Source organism: Sulfurovum sp. (assembly GCA_020525365.1).
Lineage (GTDB): Bacteria > Campylobacterota > Campylobacteria > Campylobacterales > Sulfurovaceae > Sulfurovum.
In genome coordinates this window covers 801,766-824,694 of sequence record JAIZOF010000001.1, presented here as the reverse complement: position 1 = coordinate 824,694, position 22,929 = coordinate 801,766, and the positions used below count along the sequence as shown (strand labels likewise).

General features: G+C 37.2%; 17 protein-coding genes and 1 tRNA gene. 3 read left to right on the top strand and 15 right to left on the bottom strand.

Translation table 11 applies throughout. From position 1 onward, the window contains the following. Positions 1 to 103 precede the first annotated feature (103 nt). From LGB01_04125 to LGB01_04105, 5 genes are all read right to left on the bottom strand, one after another. Positions 104 to 553 (bottom strand): hypothetical protein, encoded by a 450-nt coding sequence (locus tag LGB01_04125; GenBank protein MCB4753384.1) that lies wholly within the window; start codon positions 551 to 553, stop codon positions 104 to 106. Next, the gene (locus tag LGB01_04120; protein ID MCB4753383.1) at positions 540 to 1,049 is read right to left on the bottom strand and encodes a YcxB family protein; all 510 of its coding nucleotides are present in this window, start codon (positions 1,047 to 1,049) and stop codon (positions 540 to 542) included. The genes LGB01_04125 and LGB01_04120 overlap by 14 nt, the downstream gene beginning before the upstream one ends. Further along, a complete protein-coding gene (locus tag LGB01_04115; protein MCB4753382.1) occupies positions 1,036 to 1,632 on the bottom strand; it encodes a hypothetical protein in 597 nt (198 codons plus the stop codon). Before LGB01_04115 ends, LGB01_04120 begins: the two co-directional genes overlap by 14 nt. Before the next feature lie 101 nt (positions 1,633 to 1,733). Then, entirely contained in the window at positions 1,734 to 3,407 is a 1,674-nt protein-coding gene (locus LGB01_04110; protein ID MCB4753381.1) for a cbb3-type cytochrome c oxidase subunit I, read from the bottom strand. After that, positions 3,404 to 3,979 (bottom strand): hypothetical protein, encoded by a 576-nt coding sequence (locus tag LGB01_04105; GenBank protein ID MCB4753380.1) that lies wholly within the window; start codon positions 3,977 to 3,979, stop codon positions 3,404 to 3,406. The genes LGB01_04110 and LGB01_04105 overlap by 4 nt, the downstream gene beginning before the upstream one ends. Before the next feature lie 252 nt (positions 3,980 to 4,231). On the opposite strand from LGB01_04105, the gene LGB01_04100 reads away from it, so the two are divergent. After that, positions 4,232 to 5,362, top strand: a complete 1,131-nt coding sequence (locus LGB01_04100) for a cytochrome c family protein (GenBank protein MCB4753379.1) — start codon at positions 4,232 to 4,234, stop codon at positions 5,360 to 5,362. Between the two features lie 4 nt (positions 5,363 to 5,366). On the opposite strand, the gene LGB01_04095 is transcribed toward LGB01_04100, so the two are convergent. From LGB01_04095 to LGB01_04065, 7 genes are all read right to left on the bottom strand, one after another. Beyond that, positions 5,367 to 6,464: a nitrite reductase gene (locus tag LGB01_04095; GenBank protein MCB4753378.1), complete on the bottom strand. Its 1,098-nt coding sequence runs from the start codon at positions 6,462 to 6,464 to the stop codon at positions 5,367 to 5,369. A gap of 197 nt (positions 6,465 to 6,661) precedes the next feature. After that, positions 6,662 to 8,404 (bottom strand): nitrite reductase, encoded by a 1,743-nt coding sequence (locus LGB01_04090; GenBank protein MCB4753377.1) that lies wholly within the window; start codon positions 8,402 to 8,404, stop codon positions 6,662 to 6,664. A 211-nt stretch (positions 8,405 to 8,615) separates the two neighbouring features. Further along, the gene (locus tag LGB01_04085) at positions 8,616 to 8,759 is read right to left on the bottom strand and encodes a hypothetical protein (protein MCB4753376.1); all 144 of its coding nucleotides are present in this window, start codon (positions 8,757 to 8,759) and stop codon (positions 8,616 to 8,618) included. Between the two features lie 82 nt (positions 8,760 to 8,841). Continuing rightward, positions 8,842 to 10,275, bottom strand: coding sequence for a cbb3-type cytochrome c oxidase subunit I (locus LGB01_04080; protein MCB4753375.1), 1,434 nt, complete (start codon positions 10,273 to 10,275; stop codon positions 8,842 to 8,844). Then, positions 10,265 to 10,933, bottom strand: a complete 669-nt coding sequence (locus LGB01_04075) for a cytochrome c (GenBank protein ID MCB4753374.1) — start codon at positions 10,931 to 10,933, stop codon at positions 10,265 to 10,267. The genes LGB01_04080 and LGB01_04075 overlap by 11 nt, the downstream gene beginning before the upstream one ends. Positions 10,934 to 10,997: 64 nt before the next feature. Next, positions 10,998 to 11,342, bottom strand: coding sequence for a hypothetical protein (locus LGB01_04070; protein ID MCB4753373.1), 345 nt, complete (start codon positions 11,340 to 11,342; stop codon positions 10,998 to 11,000). Positions 11,343 to 11,501: 159 nt separating this feature from the next. Then, on the bottom strand, positions 11,502 to 11,867 hold the full coding sequence (locus LGB01_04065; GenBank protein ID MCB4753372.1) for a hypothetical protein: 366 nt from the start codon (positions 11,865 to 11,867) through the stop codon (positions 11,502 to 11,504). Between the two features lie 132 nt (positions 11,868 to 11,999). On the opposite strand from LGB01_04065, the gene LGB01_04060 reads away from it, so the two are divergent. Both LGB01_04060 and LGB01_04055 read left to right on the top strand, forming a co-directional pair. Then, positions 12,000 to 12,389, top strand: coding sequence for a hypothetical protein (locus LGB01_04060; GenBank protein MCB4753371.1), 390 nt, complete (start codon positions 12,000 to 12,002; stop codon positions 12,387 to 12,389). A gap of 343 nt (positions 12,390 to 12,732) precedes the next feature. Next, positions 12,733 to 13,971, top strand: coding sequence for a molybdopterin molybdotransferase MoeA (locus LGB01_04055; GenBank protein MCB4753370.1), 1,239 nt, complete (start codon positions 12,733 to 12,735; stop codon positions 13,969 to 13,971). A gap of 41 nt (positions 13,972 to 14,012) precedes the next feature. Here the strand turns inward: LGB01_04055 and LGB01_04050 are convergent. The 3 genes from LGB01_04050 to rpoB all read right to left on the bottom strand — a co-directional run bounded on the left by LGB01_04050 (position 14,013) and on the right by rpoB (position 22,864). Beyond that, positions 14,013 to 14,088 (bottom strand) — tRNA-Arg (locus tag LGB01_04050). A gap of 87 nt (positions 14,089 to 14,175) precedes the next feature. Then, on the bottom strand, positions 14,176 to 18,714 hold the full coding sequence (rpoC, locus tag LGB01_04045; GenBank protein MCB4753369.1) for a DNA-directed RNA polymerase subunit beta': 4,539 nt from the start codon (positions 18,712 to 18,714) through the stop codon (positions 14,176 to 14,178). After that, positions 18,707 to 22,864 carry a DNA-directed RNA polymerase subunit beta gene (gene rpoB, locus LGB01_04040; protein ID MCB4753368.1) on the bottom strand — a complete coding sequence of 1,386 codons (4,158 nt, stop codon included), beginning with the start codon at positions 22,862 to 22,864 and terminating at the stop codon, positions 18,707 to 18,709. Before rpoB ends, rpoC begins: the two co-directional genes overlap by 8 nt. Positions 22,865 to 22,929: the final 65 nt, after the last annotated feature.

The window sequence follows — 22,929 nt, the reverse complement described above, 5'->3', positions numbered from 1 at the left end:
ATCCATATCTTCTCCATCCTCTATCTTTGCTACAACCAGTAGTATAATCACAAAAAAAATGATGGTAACTATATAAATATACTCTGTCATCCTCGTTCTTCTTTTATAAATTGCCATTAACCAAAAGATATAAGTATGTTTTGTCTCTAAATAAGAGACACATTCTTCCTTTTTTTGGCTCTGCTAAATCAAATTTTTCACTAAGATACATAAAGGGGGATTTTTTAATCACCTCCACCATTTCCAAATCTGTCTGCTTTACCTCTATTGGCAACTCCTCAGAAGTAATACGCTTAAGATGACAGTCTCTACTAAACTGATTGATCACTGCTCTTTCATCTTTGGTCTTTACCGTAAAGAGGTGTGGAGAAATCATATTTTTCTCATAACGCCTGAGTGTAAGATTTTCAATTTGAGAATAGGGTTTACTGCCAACAAGTCGCTTAAATGTTACATCTGCTGTCCCTAAATAATATGTCCATATCTCCAGCACTACCAATATTAGTAGCAACAGCATCAATATATATTGACCTATATATCTAACCTTGAACATTGACTAGTCTCTCTTTTTCTTTAGCAAAACTTTTAAACCTACTTTTTTCCTCCAAGGAAGAGAAAGCACTATGTGGAATATAAAATGTTTTATCTTTATTGTAAAGCAAAATTGCATCGTCTAAGAATATTACTCTTTGTATCTCCTTCCATGGTATCACTGTACCATGCTGCTTTATTCCATCTTTATTTGCCTCAAGTGCAATAGGCATATCCCTAAATTCTGAGTGTTTAAACGATGTAAGAGTGCGTCTATATATTAACCACCTCTTGATAAAATACCAATAGAGTATCAAAATTGTAGAAAACAATAGCAGACCGACAGATCCTCCTTTGAGTACTACAACAACTCCAAACTGTACCATAGCAATAAATAGCCATCCTATATAGCGTCTAACTGAATGTTTAAATTGATATTCGTAGGCATGTACAAATGCTTTTTTTAAATTTTCTTTATCCCAACGGTAACATATGGTCACAGGTTTAGATGTGTTCATCTGATTTTCCTATATAGAGGTCTGCTTTGCAAAGTTCTCCTTTCTCTTCAAGTAACTCAATGAGTTTAAGAGTCTCTTTGTAGAGTCTTTCATATTCTGTATTACCATTTTCATACTTTTTGCGTACTTTTTTAGCATAAATCCATGCCACAACAATAGAAAGTGCAAAAAGACCGTAAATATACCACTGCCACATCTTAAGATTAAGAAGCACAATAAAATATTGCACAGAAAAAAGTACAAGAAACTCTACTGAAAAAATTAATACCAGCGTAGAACTCTGTTCGAAATCGAGTGTATACTTTTCTAGTTTACGTAATATGGCTAAGTTTTCATTAATTTTTTTTGCTTTTACATGACAATCAGCAGCAATGTGATCAAGATTGATATCTTTAAGATGAATATTACTTAGGTTATATTCAACCGTTGTCTGCATATAATCACGCAGAAGAGAAGGATGTTTCTGTAGTGCCTCTTCAACCTCTTTGGCACTTGGCTTCTCTTTGCCTGTAATCTTCTGAATATCCTGAAGTATAAGACTATAGAGCCCTACATGTTGTATCTCATCGATAACCCTCAGCATATTTAGCACATAGTCTCCTTTAAAATCATATAAACCTATTTCGAGGCTCTCTTAAGGAATCCCAACATAAGTCTAGTACAAGAAAATCACATTAATATTACTTAGTCTTTTTTTAGTTGGGTTACAACCGAAGGCTGTGGGTCAATACCAAATGTTGCTGTATTATCTTTTGCAGGAATAAAGATACCAATAAGTCCCTTCAGCCCAATAGACATAACAATATTAATCATAAAAAGTATCCATGCCGTAACCATCATAGTCGCACAGATAGCCGCAAGAATCATGAAGGTTTGAAACTCTCCATCCATATAAAAGTGACGCCTTAGCATCCCTTCAAGACCTGCCATTCCCATAAAGGCTCCCATACCGATACTTCCAATAAGATGGAGCCAAAAGTGTGCATTGGCAAGCTTCATGGAATAGAGCTTTGTATTATTCGTTAATAGAGGCCAAAGTACATAGACAACACTATAAAGTGTCATATAGAGACCTGTAAGGAGAGCAATATGTACATGCGCACCAATAATCCATTGGGTATTATGCAATACTCTGTTTAGTCCCATATCTGCTTGAAGAATCCCTGCTGGAACCGCAAGACCAAAACCAAGAAGCCCTCCTAGTAAATACTTAAGTTCCATAGTCATTTTTAGTGGTCTAGCTTTCCAAAGTGTAACAAGCGTAATAAAGAGTGCTAGCCCTTGAGTGAGTAACTCAAATGCCGTAACCATCTCACCAGAGATAAGTTTCATCATTTCAGGTTGTCCCTGATCAGCAAGCAAGTGATGCGACCAAACCATCCAAGAAACAAAAAGCTCCAAGAGAAGTGCTGCACGTGCAACATTCTCCATAAAAAGCTTCTGTCCTGTTATTAGTGTTGCCAACAGATACCATGAGCCTGCTACATAAATCAACACCAATCCATCTGCCACAAGGTCAAGTCCCCACCAGAAGAAATTTTTATAAAGTAGTGCATCTACTGCATGTACATCCCAGCTCAAACCTGCTGTATCTGCAAGCAGATAGACAAGAACAAGAATACCAGCACCAAGAATTACAAGTGCATCAAGAAATGTATCGACTGTTCCTCTAAAAATGGCAACAACTGGCAGGGACAATGCTGGCTCTTTGGTATATGGAGTCTTCCCCATCAATTTATAAATTAGATTCATCAAACCATCAATACCAAAACCAGAAATCAGTAGCTCTTTGGTTGTTTTGTTGGTATGAATACCTACTTTTGCAAAGATTGTCGCATAAATATTGTAGATAAACCCCAATGTACCGACCATAATCAATGCAATCCCAATAATAAAGACAATCCCACCTATTCTGCTAAACTGGCTAACATCTGCTGGTAGCGGCCAGTAAAGTGTATAGAGTGGTGCATAGTGCCAAATAAATGCAGCAATCCATGCTAAAGCTGAACCAATGGTAATCATAATCCAAACAAAATTTGCCAATCCTATACTATAGAGTGGCTTTTTTGTCAAATAGGGAATCAAAAACATAAATGCAGCAAAAACCAACTGATAAGTAGAACCAAAAATCCCAATAATAGGGTGTACTGTCATAATTGAAAAATAATGATCAGGAAAACTATTAATCGGAGGGATCATAGGATTTACCAATGCAGCCCGCATCAATGTGCCTTCAATGGATGCTAGTCCATAGAAAAGAAAAGACATCACTACCGCACGAAGTGTAACTTTCTGCAAAGCAGTCAATGAAGAAGCATTAAAACCTGTTCCTTCCACTAGATTCTTTACAATACTCATGATTTTTCTCCTTTCGTATTACATCCTGTCACAACAACTGCTTTTTTTACAAACATACTATTCCCTTTAGGTCCAGCATACTCTGTTGACCTAACATCAAATATGCCACACTCATTAAAAGTCCACAGAAGATCGTTGCGACTTCCTGGGTTTACCTGCATTTGAGCTACCATACTGCCATCTTGTCTAAAAAGTCCAAAACCATAAACCAAATCACTACTGTATGCATCAAAAAGTATCTTATCTCCTTTGATGATTTCCATCTTTTCAGGTAGCTTGAACTGATGTTTGGCAATTTCAATTTTAAAGACCTTGTCAGGTGAAATCTCATGACGCATAATATCTTCTGACACCCATGGCATCGTATTATAAGTGAAAATATGATGACCTACACCTCCTGCAACTAAAAATGCAATAAACCCATAAAACGGGATACGCACAATCGGTTTTGCCTTCTCTTTACGTGTTAAATTATAGGAAAACCATGCAATAATTGCTATGATAAGTGTTGCATAGATAGTATAGACCACCCAATGAAATTTCAACACTTCTACTGAAGTTTCAAAAGTCATTTCTTCTCCTTAGTATTTTTTTAAGCCCACTATTATATTCAAGACATAGAATCAAAAGTTGATTTAGGTCAATTATATAAACATATAATTGTATAAATATTAATCAAAAAATCATACTAAAAGATTATCTTTTATTTTTATTGATCAATTAATATTCACAAAAAGCCATGCAATGATTGACTTGTATCAAGAGAGATACTCTTTTGTTTAACTACAATGCACTATTCATATACAAAAAGGCTTTTTGTAATAATGCGACAAATACTCTTTTTTATACTGCTGTTATGGATTACACAAAGTAACATAATAGCACTAGAAAATACTACTTGTAAGAACTGTCATCCTCTAATTTATGCAGAATATCAACACTCTATGCATAGCCATTCCTCTCTCTTTGGTGACCCTACACATAACGCAGTATGGAAGAGGCATCCTGCCAAAGTAAAAAGAAACTATAAATGTGCTTCATGTCATACACCCTCAGATCATTCGGTTACCAAAGGCATGCTACCCACACCCAACCATGCTGAAATCGATGAACCCATATCATGTCAAACCTGTCACCGCATAGAGCGTATCGAAGAGCATGCTAAAGCTAATAAAAATATTTACACTCGTAAGAAAAAATATTTCTTTTCTATGGACCACAAACGTAAAGGGGAAAAAGTTGTCTTTAAAGAGGAACGTTCATTTCTGGGAATCTTTAAAAAAAAGAGTGGTTCCCCCTATCATGATATAGACTATGGTAATGAAATTTACTACAATGGTAGAATCTGCTTAGGGTGCCATGATCACAAACAAAACAATAAAGGATTTACTGTTTGTGATCTTGAGGTCAAACAGAAAGACTCTAAAGAAACATGTATTAGTTGTCATATGCCACAAAAAAAAGGAAGTTTAGCTAATCAGAAGCAAAATAGAAAGCATGCTTTCCACGGTATTTCCATACACCAAAAACCAAAACACCTCTCACGATATATTCAATTTTCTATAAATAAACAACCATCAGGATTTGATGTGTATATCAAAAATAAAGCAACACATACTCTTTTTCCCCAACCGCTAAGAATGAGCCAACTCAGAGTCAGTATCGAACGCAATGACAAGCTCCTTACTTTACCAATACACTCTTTTATGCGAATCATTGGAACGGCAGGCAAGCCCTCTATGCCGTGGCTGGCAACCGAGGTTCTTAAAGATACTACCATCAAGGCACACGAAACCCGTAAAATACACTATAATACACCCTTAAAAAAAGGTGACCATCTCATTATTGAATTTGGATACTATCTCGTCAATCCAAAGGCAGCTAAACAGCTGAGGATTACTGATACCAAGGTAAAAAAAATTATTATTTTAAACAAAAAACGTATTGCTATCTGATCTTCTATTTCTTATTATCCATTTCGTAGAGAAAAATACCCGAAGGGTGTTTAACCTGAAAAATATCTCTTTGCAAGAACCAATTCTGTGTATTGATTACACTAACTTGATTGGCATCATTAACAGAGACATAAAGGTCAGGATACTCCTTGGACCATCTCACATGTAGTACTTTACCAGGAAAGGTAAAAGACTTAATCACTTTAAGTGTGTTGGTATCTACAATCTCTATGGTAGGAAAATCTTTTCCTGAAAATGTCACAGCAATATATTTTTTATCTGGACTTAAAGAGGTAAAAACAGGCAATCCTTTTGTTTTAATATTTTTAATAAATTTAAAATCTTTATCATAAACCATCACTTTATTGTCACCTACTGCAGGAATAAAAGTTTTTTTATCACTAATTGACCAGAATCCAAAATGGGGTACCTTTAGTACAGGCTTGTTTCCTTCAGTCGTTACATCAATCTGACTGTATTGCATACTATTTAAATCGATTACACCAAATCCTTTGGTCAAAAAGAACCCGACAATATAGGTATTTTCCTTGATCATCGCATCAAAAGGCATCTTACCGACACTGAACTCTTTAAGCTTCCTGAACTTTGGTATTCCTTTCTCATGGTTAATATCTTCATAGACACTCACCTTGTCATTGTCCATCTGCGCAAAGATGAGCTTATCTTTATATATCTTGATACCAACATTCTTCGAACCCGTCTTAATCTTTTTGATAGGCTTGAGATTACGTGTAAGAATATCAACAGATTTATCATCATAATTGGCAACAGCAACATAATGCTTACCTATAACAAATCCAATAGCAGACTTTGAGGTCTTGTATTCTGTCTCTTTTTTCTCTGTTCTAGGATCAAACTTCACCACATACCCATCACGACTGATAAGGTATCCATCACTGCCATCAAATTTAATAATACCATGGTTCATATTGTGCATATGTTTCATATATCGCTTTGTTAAACCATCTTCTATTATTGCAACAGATTCACTGTCTCGCTCTACAACAAAATATTTCTCTTTTGCATTTAATACCAAGGAGAGCATGCTTCCCCATACCAAAATAGACAGTAATAATTTCATAAAGATATCCTTGTATTTTAAACTATTCTATTGTACTTAAATATCCACAACAGTGGCATTAGTATATCAAATAGTTAGAACTTTTGATGGGTTTTTTGATAAGGAAAACTAGGAAATAGGGTAATTATATAAAGATAAGATTTCTTGTTGACTACATAAAAGTGTAGCAAGAGGGGTTATTCTCACTACACAAAATTTTATGCACCAGGTATGTGTTGTCTGTGTTCTATAGAGTAGGTAAATGTTGGTGTTGTTAAGTTCTCGATATACTTGATAAATTTACCTGTTTTGGAATCATAAATACCAATTCTTCCTGTTGTCCACTCAGAAATCATAGTCCATTTACCATGATTGGCAGGTTCTGCATGTAGCAGTCTTGGCTGTACTGGATTTTTTACAGCAGGACCTACCTTGTTAGGTATAGGCATAATCTTCTCTTTGCCAAATACTTTTTCATTTACAGCTATTTTTTGGTGCTGGGTTGCATCCCACTCTTGAAGAATTTTTTTCGTTTTAGCATCAATTAACTGACCTTTTTTCTTTCCAACTTTAATAATTCTATCTGTCTTAAGTGTCTCTTTGTTAATCAGGTGTACTTCATTATATTTTGCAGGTTTAGCAAGTACACAATCAGACCATATCCATGGTGTATGTTCTGATGTTCCAACAAAAAGTCCACCACCAGAAGTTTTAATCTTTTTAACTACTTTCCATCCTGGTGAACTCCAAATAACCACCGAACCAAAGTTCATAGAGTTTGTTGCATTAAGCTGTTTTCCCATTTTTTTATTAAACCAGCTTGATCCTTGTCCAGGGTGTGGCTTAGATTTTTTACCTGTATAAACTTTTGCTGCCAAAGATTTGGTTTTAAAGTCAACAATACCCATAAGGTCTGATCCCTGAGAAGCAATTTGAAAATATCTACCAAAATCTTCTCCTTTGTTCTCATTAAGAAAACAGTCATGTAGAATCTTTCCAATATTTGGTATATCTCCAACAATAGGGAATCCCTCTTTTGAATAATCAATAATATATGTATGTCCGCCATCTTTCAATGCTACGGCAAAGTATGGTCCATACGGTGTATCTGCAATTCCTGCTACACGTGATGGTCCAATCTGTCCATCGGGATCAATGACACGACTAGTATCATAAGCTTTAAGTGGCTTAAGTGTGTGTGCATCACAAAGCACTGCACCACCTGGATTATAATTTCCTGCAATAATATATTTACCATTAGGTGAGACTGCAAGCCCCCTAGACTCCTGTCCCACCTGTACAGAAGCTACTGCGGGTTGTCCAGGTGCTCCAATATCAAACATGGTTAATCTTCCCGAACGAGAGATGGAATAAGCATATCGTGGCTCATTTTTATTGGTTACAGTTACATGTACTGCAAAACCCGCCTTATGGCGTGAGAGTACTTTTCCATTTGTAGAATCTATAAAATCAACTAAAGAGGCATCCCTCTCTGTTGCAAAAGTAATATCTTTAACGTTTTTTACTTCTGCCCCTTTATAGACAAGCTTTCCATCTTTATTTACAGGATATTTTTTTGCCAGTTTAGTTACATCGGCAAGTTTGGTCCATGTCTTTTGTACCTCATCTAAATCCAGTGTCAACTCTACTGTATTTTTCCAATCCATCAGCCAATCAATCATACCTGTCGCATCATCTTTTGAAAACTTATGATTCCATGCTGGCATCGCCGTATTCTCTCTGCCGTTAAGAATTGTTTCTGCAAGAAATTCTCTACTTTTTTTCTTCAGTGCTGCAGGCCTAAGATCTGATCCAACGCCACCCTGATGAATTGGCCCATGACATCCTTGGCACTCTTTCTCGTATGTTTTTGCAAAATCCATATTTGATGTGCCTGCCATTACCATCGTTGCAGCAAAACTTGTTACCGTAACAAAACCTAGAAGTTTATCCCATTTCATCTCTTTCTCCTTTTAGAAAAACAAAGCTTTATAGCAATACAACACTCTGTTACTCTTTTTTCGGTAGAATCTTGAGCCTCTCTTTAATTGTGGCACTATTCATAAGGGCTCTACCTAGCCCTTATCTCTTTTTTATTGACTTATAATATAAAAATATTATTGGACAATAGATAACACTTTCTACAAGAGGCATTCATTAGATATTTTTACCTTATAATTTTTTTTTCTCATCAAAATAGATCCAAATCATTGGCAAAACAATCAATGTATGCAGAAAGATTGTCAAAGTCAATGGACCTTGATTGAGCCATCCAAAAAAACTTGGTACGATATCTGAAAACTGTTCAAATAACATCTTTATTTCCTTTATTACAGTAGGATGCAGAGAGAAATACTCTCTGCTTTAATTATCAGGCTGTAGCCACCTCAGATTCCCTCTAATCTGCTTTCGATTTACCAATTGTTAGCAAATCCCATACTAAATAGACAAACCCAACAAAAGTAAGCACACCCATAATCGTTCTCCAAAGCTGTGCTTGAACATACCAAGGTAGATTCTGTGCTGTAAAAAATGCATTCCAGCTAGCTCCAAGATCTGCTCTTTCTACCAGTACCTGTTCATATCCAGCAATCGTCAATGCTACTGTCATTCCAAGTACTCCAAAAGTAATTAAAGAGATTGCCATTTTAGACTTGAATGTTGCCTTCATTCTCTCAATCCCGTATGCACCCTGAATACCCATATACATCATCCCAATAAGAATAGTTGCATAGGCTCCAAAGAATGCCAAGTGTCCATGTGCTGCTGTAAATTGTGTTCCGTGTGTATAAATATTTACCTGTGGTAGGGTATGGAAAAATCCCCAAATACCTGCCCCAAGGAAGTTACCAAATGCATTAGTAACAATCCATGCCATTGCAGGACCATTATTCATTACTGAACCTGGCTTTCCTTCTGCTTTAGCGATTCCTTGCTCTTTACCCCAATCATAGAGAACATGGACAAACATCGCTACTAGTGGTACTGGCTCAAGTGCAGAGAAGAGTGCACCAATCTCCCACCAATATTCAGGTGTACCAATCCAAAAATAGTGGTGACCTAAACCAAGAATACCTGATCCAAACAACATCAACACTTCAATCCAAAGCCACATCTCAACAATCTCACGCTTTGCATCAATAATCTTGATTAGTGCATAAGCTGCAAGTGTACCAACAAAAACTTCCCAAGTTGCTTCAACCCAAAGATGAATAACCCACCACCACCAGTACTGGTCCATAGAGATATTGTCTGTAAAGAACATTCCTGCAAGATAGAGACCCGCCAGTGCCATCAAGTTAGCAACCATGACAGTCATAATTCCAGTTTTTTGACCTTTCATGTAGGTAGCAAATACATTCCAATAGAAGGTAAGAACCACCACAACAATACCAATATCGGCCCATCTAGGTGCTTCAAGATACTCTCTACCTTCATTAATTAACCAAATAGTTGCTTCTGTTCCTGAACCTACTTGAACAAAAATGTAAACAAGTACAACAACCGTAACTGCAGCAGTCAATACCCAAAAAGCAAGCTTTCCTATACCAATATGAACCGTTTCTATCCCTGTTTCATCAGATAGCATATAATAAACTGACCCTATCATTGCATAAAGCATCCAGACAACTAATGCATTGATGTGTACCATTCTGGCTACCGAGAAATCAAAAAGCTCAAAGAGGAACCCTGGTGCAAGAAACTGAATTGCAGCAATAAGTCCCATTAGCAACTGTGCGCCAAAGAGTATAATCGCTACCCTAAAATACATCATTGCCAGTTTTTTTGATTCATTTCCAGCAAATTCATTTGTTTTGATACTAGTGAGCATGTGTACCTCCTTTGATTCTGTCAGCAGATTGTGAGAAGTTTCTTGGGAAACCATTAGTATCAATACTACTCATATGTTTGAGAAATGCTACTAACCCTTTTGCTTCTTCTGCTGTAATACCAAGATTTGGCATCATTCTTGCATGTGTAGGGTATCGAGATGGATGTTGTAGAAATTCTGCCATCGCTTCCTCTACTGTATTTTTTCCTGTTATTCCCTGAAGTGGTCCACCATTCTGCCATGCAGGATCAAGCCACGCTTTGGTAAGATCAGGAGCATAATAAGCACCATTACCTAGGAGTGTATGACAATTCATACAGTTCTTTGCCTGAGAGGTCAATTTACCAAGATGTAATAATTTTGCTGCTTCCTCCTTACTCCATTCTTTACCAAAAAAGAGTTCTTTTTCTCCAATTACTGGTACCTCATGCCCTCTTTTTTCGCTCATCTTGTAATCAATATGATAATTGATTACCGTAGGACCTGGTACCCTTTTGGTTATCCCACTTTTAAGATCCTCGTCTGTCCCCATACTAATTTGACCTAGCGTATCAAATGTCAACCATATCAACAAAATAGATGCAAATCCTGTCACCCACGCTGCAGAACGGCGCCAAAATGATATACTAACCCATACTGACTTATTCTCATTTGCCATGTATCCTCCTTTTTCTTAATTGAAACTCTCCTAAATAGCTTTTAAAGCACCTTGTGTTCATTGTTTAATCCTGTATATTCTTTTGTATATTTTCATACTTCTTTTCCGCCTCTTCTATTAAATAGAAATAGAGATGCGGTATAAAGATATAGACTAGCATCGTAACCATTAATACTTTTGTCGTAAAATGGTTACTCTGTATCAAGAGAGAAAGATCATACAAGAAGTAGGTTTGTAATGCCCAAAATAGATATCCCACAGGCATCCATCCTTTGGAGAAGAATCCCATTTTTGATAAGGTAATAATTGCTGCATACCCTACGCCAAAGACAAGAACCAATGTTGACTCTATGAAAATAGGGAGGAACTGATCCAACGCTATCTCTGGCCTAATGATTAACGTTTCCATCGTCTGCCTCCTGTCAGTTATCTATTTGCCAAAAACTTCGAAAAGCATCCAAGGCATAAGGGTATTATGACCTTTTCTGAAACCGAAGAGATTGATATGCATCAAGAAAACAAATAAAAATCATAAAAATATTTATGGGTGTAGGAATCATTTGATATATTATTTTACAATACATCGAGCACTAAAAAAGGGTCTAGTATAGTTGGGGGAAACAAAATTTTTACCTTCAAGCACCCATCCCTTTGAGCGCTGTATCGTCACTGCTTGTGCTACTTTTCTCTGCATACGACTCTCACAGATGACTGGTTTGTTCTGCTCAAATGCAATCCTAACCTCTTTCATTCTTTTAGTGGTAACCACATAGTGTATACCTATCATGAATACCAGTATAGTAGTTATTAATATTAAGCCTTTTTTGACTGCACCTGAAGACATGAAAGGTCTTGTTGTTACATATAATGTGACTAAAAGAATAATCCCTCCCAATATAAGATATGCACCCTCTAAGTAGAGAAAATTTTTCATGTCTTGCCCTTTTTAAAAGATAGAAAAATATCATAACATAACCCTTTTATGCTTATGATTGATATGTATCAACATTTTATAAAAGAAAAAGCTCTATACTGTAGTCTATACAAAAGATTTTAGGAACTACAAATGAAACAGCAAGCATGGAATAGGTATCTACCACTAGCACTCTTTGCTGCTTTTACTTTTACTGCATTGGTAGTTTTCTTCCAAAGTAGACCCTCGTCTAAAAATAAGCGTATCTATAAAATTGTACAGCACTACAGTCCTTACTATTTAGAAAAACGTTTTGGTGGTTTGACAATTAAGCATAAAAAAAATAAAGCATTTAAAGAAAAACCAACAAATATGAGTCTCTTTAAGGAGTTTGAACGCTTAGAAAAAGAATGGGGGAAGCATCATCTTAAAATGGATGGAGATACACTACTTATTATTGATGACAATAGTTCTATAAAAGCAAAATTTCGTATAGAAAAAATAGAAGAATTAAATTTTATACACCAATATTATGAAATATAACTATGCTTGATATTATACTTATACTTGTTTTTAGTATCGTCATGCTTGTGTTTATGGCATTCCCAGCAATGCGGATTGCTCAATGGCTTGAATCCAAAGAAATTATATCACCTTCATGGCATACCATATCAGTTATTACGCTCACCATAGGGCTATCACTGGTTATTGGACTTTTCCTGAAGTTTGCATAATTATCCATTAACTTAAACTATCTCTATGGGACAATTGTTAAGACAAAGAAATTAATCTATCATTTTAAATCTTTGGTTTTTCCTTAAGATAAGGTATTCCCTAATACGCTTAAGTTATAATAGCAACACTTCTGTTTTGCAAGGAGAAGGTTATGACCACTTTTGATACTCTGTCTCTTCTTGAGGCTCATACTATAGCCTTTAATCATGCTGTACCCAAAAATAAAAGTGAAATTATTGCCATTACCGATGCAAATGGACGTATCCTCTCCAAAGCAATCACTGCCAAAAAAAATCTCCCCTCTTTCGATAACTCTGCCATGGATGGTTTTGCATTTAGGTTCAAAGATACCGGAAAACGGCTCAGAGTTGCTAGTACTATCTTTGCTGGGGAAGTGGCAAGTGCATCACTCAAAGTGGATGAATGCTATCGCATTATGACCGGTGCACAACTACCTTCTGATGTCGATACAGTCGTACCCATTGAGAGTTGTATTGATATAACTGATGAAGCAGTTACCATTCCTAAAGATATTAAGCTAGGTAGTAACTTTAGAAAAAAAAGTGAGGAGCTCAAGGCAGGGGATACTATCTTCGAGGCAGGCTATATTCTTCGAGCTTCAGATATTGCTTTACTTTCTGCTCAGGGAATCATGGCAGTTGAGGTATTTATGCAACCATGTATCGCTGTGGTATCCACTGGTGACGAGATTAAAGAGCCGTGGGAAAATGCCAGCGAGGATGATATTTACAATGCTAATGCCTTTGGTGTCTCTTCTCTACTAAAAAGTTTTGGATTTTCCCCTACCTATATAGGTCGTATTCCAGACAATCTTGAAGCAAGCAAAACATTTGTTGCCAAACTCAAACACTTTGACGCAATTATTACCACAGGGGGCATCAGTATGGGTGATGCTGATTTTCTCCATGAAGCATTTCTTGCTAATGGGCTAAAGTCACTCTTTCACGGTATTAACCTTAAACCTGGTCGTCCAACCATGATGGGCACTATGGGCAATACCTTTGTGATGGCAATGCCAGGAAATCCACTAACAACCATGCTTACTGTACACCTTATCTCCATTCCAATACTTTACAAGATTGCTGGTGCCAATACCCACTGGCACACCTTTAATTATGCTAAATTCTCACATGATATCAAGCTCAAAGCTAAGCGTACCAATATCATTATTGGAACAATAAAAAATGGAATATTTACCCCTACTCGAAACAATAAAATAGGCTCAGGTATGCTTACTCCATTAACAGAAAGTAATGCTATTGCCTGTTTTGGAGAAGATATTGATAATGTAGAGAAAGAAGACCTTGTAAAAATAGTACTTTTAAATGATACAACACGCAGTAAAGAAAATAGAATTATCAATATGTAATAACCTTAGACATACATATATAGTAGCTACAAACAGAATTATGGTCTCCCCAAGAGGACTCGAACCCCTAGCTAGGCCTTAGGAGGGCCCTGCTTTATCCAGTTAAGCGATGAGGAGAAAAAGTATAAAAGAGGGTTTATATATCTTAACTAAAAAAAATAATAGAGAGACTACCACAAACAATCATGGTAGCCAAAAGGTAAATTACACCTCCAAAGAAGAAGTCAATTTAATATCTTCTTGACCAATCATACCGGTACCAACTGGAATGAGACAACCAATGACAACATTCTCTTTAAGGTCTTCAAGTGCATCAATTGTTCCAGCAATAGAGGCAGAGGTTAATACCTTTGTTGTGTCTTGGAAGGATGCTGCAGAAATAATGGAGTCTGCACCAACTGCCGCACGAGTGATACCCACTAGCATTGATTCAGCAATTGCTGGTTCACCACCAAGCTTAATCACTCTCTCATTCTCTTCTTGGAACTTACGTCTAGAGACAATATCTCCAGCAATGAAATTACTGTCACCACTTTCTATAACCTTAATTTGTCTCATCATCTGTGATGCAACAATCTCAATGTGTTTATCAGAGATATTAACCCCTTGCCTACGATAAACCATCTGTACTTCAGATACAATATAGTCATATAGTGCTTTTTCTCCTAATGAAGACAGAATATCATGACTTGAAATTACACCATCAGTAAGTTTCTCGCCTGTATGGACATATTCTCCTGTATGGACAAGAATCGTTTTACCCTTATCAACAAACTGTTCAATCACTTGTCCATTCTCACCAGTAATAATAAGTCTCTCTTTACCACGTAACGGTTTACCAAAACTTACTATACCATCAATTTGTGCAATCAGTGCAATATCTTTAGGGCGTCTTGCCTCAAAAAGTTCAGAAACCCTTGGAAGACCTCCAGTAATATCTTTAGACTTAATTGCTGCTTTAGGTGTTTTTGCCAAAATATCAGCAATATTTACCTTATCCCCATCATTGACAAAGAGAATTGTTTTAGGATCAAGCTGATACCGAATCAGCTCTCCCGATTCGGTAGCAAGCACAATTGCTGGTTTATATGCTGCAGGAATATGCTCATTAAGCTCTAGTCTAGTATCACCAGTTACTTCATCAAACTGCTCAACCACAGTGATACTTGGAATAATATCTTCGAACTTTAAAGTACCTTTTTGCTCAGCAATAATTGGTTCAGAGTAAGGATCCCACTCGGCAATCACCACCTGTGTGGTCACTTCAGGTGCAGAGAGTGTTGCACCTCTCTCTACCACTTCATTCACATTAACTTTAACAACCGATCCTCTTGATATATAATGACGTGCAGCTTCACGATTATTTTCATCTACAATAACTGCGAAAAGACCCTTCTCGTCTACTTTTGTCCCAGCATTAAATTTATCTATTGGCTCAAGATAATCTCCCTTGAGAAGGAAAAATTTTACAGTTCCTTTAGACTCTGCCTTGACTTCTTGTGTCACCGGTGCACCATCTTCCACTTTTAGCTCTGAAGCAAATGGAATACGGCTTGGTACTGACCATCCCTCTTTGATTACTTCAACAATAGAGTCGCCCTCTTCTACATGATCTCCATCATTAAACGATAAAAAGAGTTTTCCTTCAACTTTACCAGCAACACCAGCAAGCTCATTTGATTTAGCAATATCAGACTTTCTTAGATTGTAACGCACTTCATCCTGTCCATCTGTCTTTACACAAACAATATACTCATCATGTGTAACCACAATAGATACTTTTCCTTTTGTGATTGCTTTTATCTTTGGTTCAACCAAGAGTACACTTGCATTACGTCTATTGGCAACAATTAAATGTCCTTCTGAGTTTTTATAGACGGAAAGATTGTAGTAACGCACAAAACCCTCCTGCGTTGCTATAACTTGACGCTCTTCTTTTCCAGCTGTTGCTGTACCACCAGTGTGAAAAGTACGCAGTGTCAACTGGGTTCCTGGTTCACCAATTGACTGTGCTGCAATAACGCCAACTGCTTCCCCAGTCTTAACCATTTTATTATCTGCCATATTCAGCCCATAACACTTCGCACAAATTCCTTTTGGTGCCTTACAACTTGAAGGTGCTCTCATAACCACTGAACGTACACCAGCTTCTTGAACACGCCTGGCAGTCTCTTCATCAATCATTGTACTCTCGTTTACCAATACTTCAGAGGTAATAGGATCAATGATATCTTCTGCTAGTACACGTCCATAAATTCTGTCTGAAAGTGGCTCAATCATCTCGTTGCCCACAACAATATCAGATACCTCTACACCTTCATGCGTACCACAGTCTGTCATGAATATCTTTACATTCTGTGCAACATCAATTAGTTTACGAGTCAGATAACCTGCATTGGCTGTCTTCAATGCAGTATCTGCAAGACCTTTACGTGCACCATGTGTTGAAATAAAGTATTCCAATACATTCAATCCTTCACGGAAGTTTGAAGTAATAGGTGTCTCAATAATTGATCCATCAGATTTTGCCATCAAACCCCTCATACCTGAAAGCTGTCTAATCTGTGCCGCAGAACCCCTTGCACCGGAGTCTGCCATCATATGAACAGAGTTAAATCCATCTTTATCTTTTTTAATTAGCTCCATTAGCGCAGAGGCAATGGAATTATTCGCATCAGTCCAGATATCAATAATCTTGTTGTATCGTTCTTGATCTGTTAGCAATCCTGCTCCAAACTGACGCTGAATCTCTTTAACTTCCTCTTTTGTTTTACGTACAATCTCCTCTTTTGTATCAGGGATTTTGATATCATCTACAGAGATAGAGACACCAACTTTGGTTGCATATTTGAAACCTATATCTTTGAGGTTATCAAGAAATCCAGCTGTTTCAGAAACACCGCTCTCTTTATAGATATAGTCAACTATATTACCAATATCTTTTTTCTTAAGTGCTTTATTCCAGTACATTTCAGGTACATAATCAGGAATAATTGATTTCAAGATTAGGCGACCTGCCGTAGAGGTTGTAATGCGTCCATCAATAATTGTTCTAATACGCGCATTGAGATCAAGTGCCTGTTGTTCAAATGCAATCTCTACCTCTTCGGCATTGGCAAAAAGCTTATGCTCTCCTTTAACATCTTTCTTTTCAAGGGTCAGGTAATACAGACCCAAAATCATATCTTGTGACGGTACTGCAATTGCTTTACCAGAAGCTGGAAGTAAAATATTCATTGATGCGAGCATCAAGACTTTTGCTTCCGCAATTGCTTCATCTGAAAGTGGTACATGTACTGCCATTTGGTCACCATCAAAGTCAGCATTGAATGCAGAACAAACAAGTGGGTGAAGCTGAATTGCTTTTCCCTCAATTAACCTAGGATGAAATGCCTGAATAGAGAGTTTATGTAGTGTTGGGGCACGGTTAAGTAAAATAGGATAATTTTCAACTACCTCTTCAAGGCACTCCCAAACTTCATTCTCCTGCTTCTCAATCATCTTCTTGGCTTGTTTTAATGTTGTTGCATAGCCTTTCTCTTCAAGTTTTGCCATCAGGTGTGGCTTAAAGAGTTCAATTGCCATCTTTTTAGGTAGACCACACTGATCCATTCTCAAATCAGGACCAACAACAATAACTGAACGCCCAGAGAAGTCAACACGCTTTCCAAGAAGGTTCTGACGAAAACGTCCTTGCTTACCTTTAATTACTTCAGAAAGTGGCTTAAGTGGACGCTTATTGGCACCTTTAACGGCATTGCCACGGCGACCATTGTCAAAAAGTGCATCTACTGCTTCTTGAAGCATACGTTTTTCATTGCGTACAATAATCTCTGGTGCATCAAGCTCCACTAAGCGCTTAAGGCGTTGGTTTCGGTTAATAACACGCCTATAGAGATCATTCATATCAGAAACAGCAAATTTTCCACCATCAAGACTAACCAATGGTCTTAAATCAGGTGGAAGCACTGGTAATTGTGTCAACATCATCCACTCTGGACGGTTGCCTGAATGAAGAAAAGCTTCAATAACTTTAAGTCTTTTGACAATAGTTTTTCTTTTCGCTTCAGATTTTGTTGCCGCAATCTCCTCTTTGAGTTGTGCAAACATTTCTACAAGATCAAGCTCTTCGAGTAGCTCTTTGACAATTTCACCACCCATGCGTGCATCAAGTCCCGTATCACCAAAGCGTGATACAATCTGTTGATACTGCTCCTCATTGAGAATATCATATTTCTGAAGAGAATTTGACCCTTCGTTACTATAACTTGCCTCTCCAGGATTCTTAACAATATATGCTTCATAATAGAGTACACGCTCAAGGTCTTTCATCTTTACACCAAGCAGTGTACCAATACGTGATGGCAATGAAGAGACATACCAAATATGTGCTACTGGAGCAATCAGATCAATGTGCCCCATCCTATTTCTTCTAACCTTAGAAGCAGTCACTTCAACTCCACATTTTTCACAGACAACACCCTTATAGCGCATCTTTTTATATTTACCACATAGACACTCATAATCACGCATTGGTCCAAATATTTTTGCACAAAAGAGACCATCTCTCTCAGGCTTAAGGGTTCTATAGTTAATTGTTTCAGGCTTCTTAACCTCTCCATAACTCCATGAAAGAATTTTTTCAGGACTTGCCACTTTCAGTTGAAGAGCCGCAATATCCTGTGGTCTCTCATCGCTATTTAAATCGATTGGTACCAAATGTTCTAAAATTTTATTACTCATCTTCGCTCTCCACTTCTTTTTTGTTCTCATACAGCTCTGCATCAAGACCAAGTGCCTGAAGCTCTTTGGTCAATACAAACATTGTTTCAGGAACACCTGATGCTGGTACCGATTCGCCTTTAGTAATTGCTCTATAGGCTCTAGCCCTACCCTCTACATCATCTGATTTAATTGTGAGCATCTCTTTGAGTATATGTGCCGCACCATAGGCTTCTAGTGCCCATACTTCCATCTCTCCAAATCTCTGCCCGCCAAATAGTGCCTTACCTCCAACTGGCTGTTGCGTAACTAATGAATACGGACCAGTCGAGCGGGCATGTACTTTCTCATCAACAAGGTGGTGTAGTTTTAGCATATACATATAACCAACATTGACACGCTCAATCATCTTCTCTCCAGTCTTACCATCATAAAGTGTCATTTTGCCATCATTGTCAATTTTTGCTAATTCAAAGAGTTTTTCAAATTCTGCTTGATTTGCTCCCTCAAAGACTGGTACAGAAAACTTCACGCCTCTTGCCCAATCCCTAGCATATTTAAGTAATTCTTCATCACTCATACTATTTAGTGTCTCTTTTGCATCCATCAATTTAGCAATATCGGCAATCTGAATCATCTTTGTACGAAGTTTCTGAATAAACTCTTCTGTCTGATTATCAAACATCTCCTGAATCTGTTCACCCAAACGTTTACCAATCAATCCAAGATGTACCTCAAGAATCTGTCCAATATTCATACGAGAAGGTACCCCAAGCGGGTTAAGAATAATCTCAACTGGACGACCATCCTCAAGGTATGGCATATCAATCTCAGGAACAATATTGGAAACAATACCTTTATTTCCATGACGTCCTGCCATCTTATCCCCAACCTTAAGTTTACGCTTAGTTGCAATATAAATTTTGACAAGTTTCGTTACACCTGATGGAAGAATATCATCTTTTTCAAGAATAGAAAGTTTTTCTTCATGCTCTACTTTTAGTCTTTTTTTCTGCTTGAGAAAGTAGTTTTTAAGTACTTCATATTCATTTTGTACTTCATCACTATAAGATTGTACTACACTTCTAAGGGCAAAACGATTTATACCCTTTATTACTTCTCCAGGAATCTTGTTTCCTGATTTATACTCAACATTACCAATAGTGACATCTTTTGCCAACTCTTGCTCAGAGAGGAAGTGGACAATACGAAAAATCTCCTCACGGTCAATCATTAATAACTGATCATGATGACCCCTGTCAAGTATTGCCTTCTCCTCTTCATATGCCTGAATCGCACGTGCATCTTTCTCGTAACCTTTTTTAGTAAAGACTTTAATATCAACAACAACCCCTTCCATAGATGCTGGACAATAAAGCGACTTATTCACTACATGTCCTGCTTTTTCACCAAAGATTGCCCTAAGGAGCCTCTCCTCTGGCGTTGGTTTAATTTCACCTTTTGGTGAAATTTTTCCTACCAGAATCATCCCCGGTTTTACATAAGTACCAATTTTAACAATACCGCTCTCATCAAGGTGAAGTAATTCATCTTCACGAATATTGGGGATATCGCGAGTAATTTCTTCTGTTCCATGCTTAAGCTCACGTGCCTCTACCTCTTTTTCATAGGTATGTATAGAAGTAAATGTATCTTCACGAATAATTTTTTCAGAAACGATGATTGCATCCTCATAGTTATATCCATACCAAGGCATAAAAGCAACCATAATATTTTTACCAATAGCAAGTTCACCTTGATCCATATTTGCACCATCAGCAATTACTTGCCCTGCTTCAATCTTATCTCCAAGTTTAACAATTGGCATCTGTGTGAAAGTAGTATTTTGATTGGTGCGAATATTTTTCTCAAGTGAATAGTGGTCGATGAAGACACCTGTCTCATCTTCACCCATAATATAGATATTTTCTGCATCTACCTTTTCAACTTTACCAGAATGCTTTGCCTTAATTGCCTCCCATGCATCACGGGAGATAATTGCTTCCATACCAGTACCCACGACAGGTGCTTCAGTTTTAAGCAATGGTACCGCTTGACGTTGCATATTTGATCCCATTAGAGCACGGTTAGCATCATCATGCTCAAGGAATGGAATAAGTGCTGCAGCAGAACCAGATATCATTAATGGTGAAATATCAATCAGATCAACACGATTTCTTTCATTTAGTTCAATGTTTCCATTCAATCGTGTTTCAAGAAGATCTTCAACAATATAACCATTCTCATCCACTTTAGTTGAAGCTGGTGCAATACACTTGTCCTCCTCCTGTGTCGCTGTTACATAGACAATCTCATCAGTTACCTTTCCATCTCTAACTATTTTATATGGTGCCTCAATAAACCCATGCTCATTTACCTTTGAGTATGTTGCTAGTGTATTGATTAGACCAATATTTTGACCTTCTGGTGTCTCGATTGGACAGATACGTCCATAATGTGTTGGATGAACATCGCGTACCTCAAATCCAGCACGCTCTTTGACAAGACCGCCCTCACCTAATGCAGAAAGACGACGTTTGTGTGTTACTTCAGAGAGTGGATTGGTTTGATCCATAAATTGTGAAAGCTGACCAGATGAAAAGAATTCAAGAATGGTATTGGTAATCATCTTAGAATTCACAAGATCATGTGGCATCAAATCATCAAGCGTACTAGAGATTGTTGTCATTTTATCTTTGATTGCCTTTTGCATTTTGAGCAATCCGCCATGAAGCTCATTACCAAGTAGTTCACCAATTGCACGTATACGTCTATTACCAAGATGATCACGGTCATCAATATGCCCCTGTCCATTCTTAACCTTTATCAGATACTTAACCGTATTGATCAAGTCTTCTGCTGTTAGTACAGTAATATATTCTGGTGTATTGAGTCCAAGTTTATGATTCATCTTCATCCGCCCAACTTCTGTCAAATCGTATCTTTCTGGATCAAAGAAAAGCTGCCTAAGAAATACTTTTGCTGCTTCAGATGTAACTGGCTCACCTGGTCTCATCACCTTATAGATGCGAATAGCAGAAAGAATATTCTCATCATCAATCTCTTCTGTCTGCTTGAGTAGTCTAAGACTCTCTTGGTCTGCAATAAATGCATTAATAATTGATTTATCAGTACCCTCTGCAAGGTCATCAATAATCTCAATCTTATCAATACCTTGATCAATCATTTTCTTAAGTTTTGCCTCATCAAGTGATACGACAACATCGTAAAGCACTTCGCCACTTTCCTGATCGATAACCGCAGTAGCCAAGTGACGCTCCATTAATATTTCAAGCGGATACTCAACCCATTCCAGCCCTTCCTCGAAAAACTTTTGTGCTTTTTTCTTTGTTAAGCGTTTACCCGCATTGACAATAACATTACCATCAATATCTTTAATATCATATTCTGCCCTTCTAACAAAGTCATTTGGATCAAATCTAACAAGGAATCTATTATCCTTAATAATAATCTCTTTGGTTGGATAGAAAAGTTTGACAATGTCATCTTTAGAATAATCGAGTGCCCTAAAGAGAATTGTCACAGGAATTTTTCTTCTTTTATTGATACGTGCGTAGAGAATATCTTTTGCATCATACTCAAAATAGAGCCAACTACCGCGATCAGGAATAATCTGTGCAGAATAAAGAAGACTACCTCCAACAGTCGTACCTTCTTCTTCTTTAAAAATAACCCCTGGAGATCTATGAAGCTGATTAACAATTACACGCTCAACACCATTTACAATAAATGAAGTTCTATCAGTCATTAAAGGGATATCACGAACAAATACAGCCTGTTGCTTAATCTCTTTAGGGTCTAGTTTCTCACCTGTCTTCTCGTCACGGTTCCAAATAATTAACTCAATATTCATTTTTAACGATACTGAATAAGTCAGACCTCTCTCCATACACTCTCTAATAGTGTACTTAGGCTTGATAATCTCAGAATTCTTATAGGTCAATGTCAGACGATTTTGTTGATCATGAATAGGAAAGGCTGAACGGAATACTTTTTCAAGTGTAGAGTTCTTTCTATCTTTCTCTCCTAACATTAGAAAGTTTTCATAACTTTTTTGTTGAAGTTGAAGCAAGTTTGGGATCTCTATTTCTCTGGGTGTTTTAGAGAAATCGACACGGAGTCTATTGCCAGAATGCAAAGAATTTAACATATTTATCCTTATGATGATGATTGGTATGAATATTTCATTTGTTTAGATGTCTAATAATGAACAAT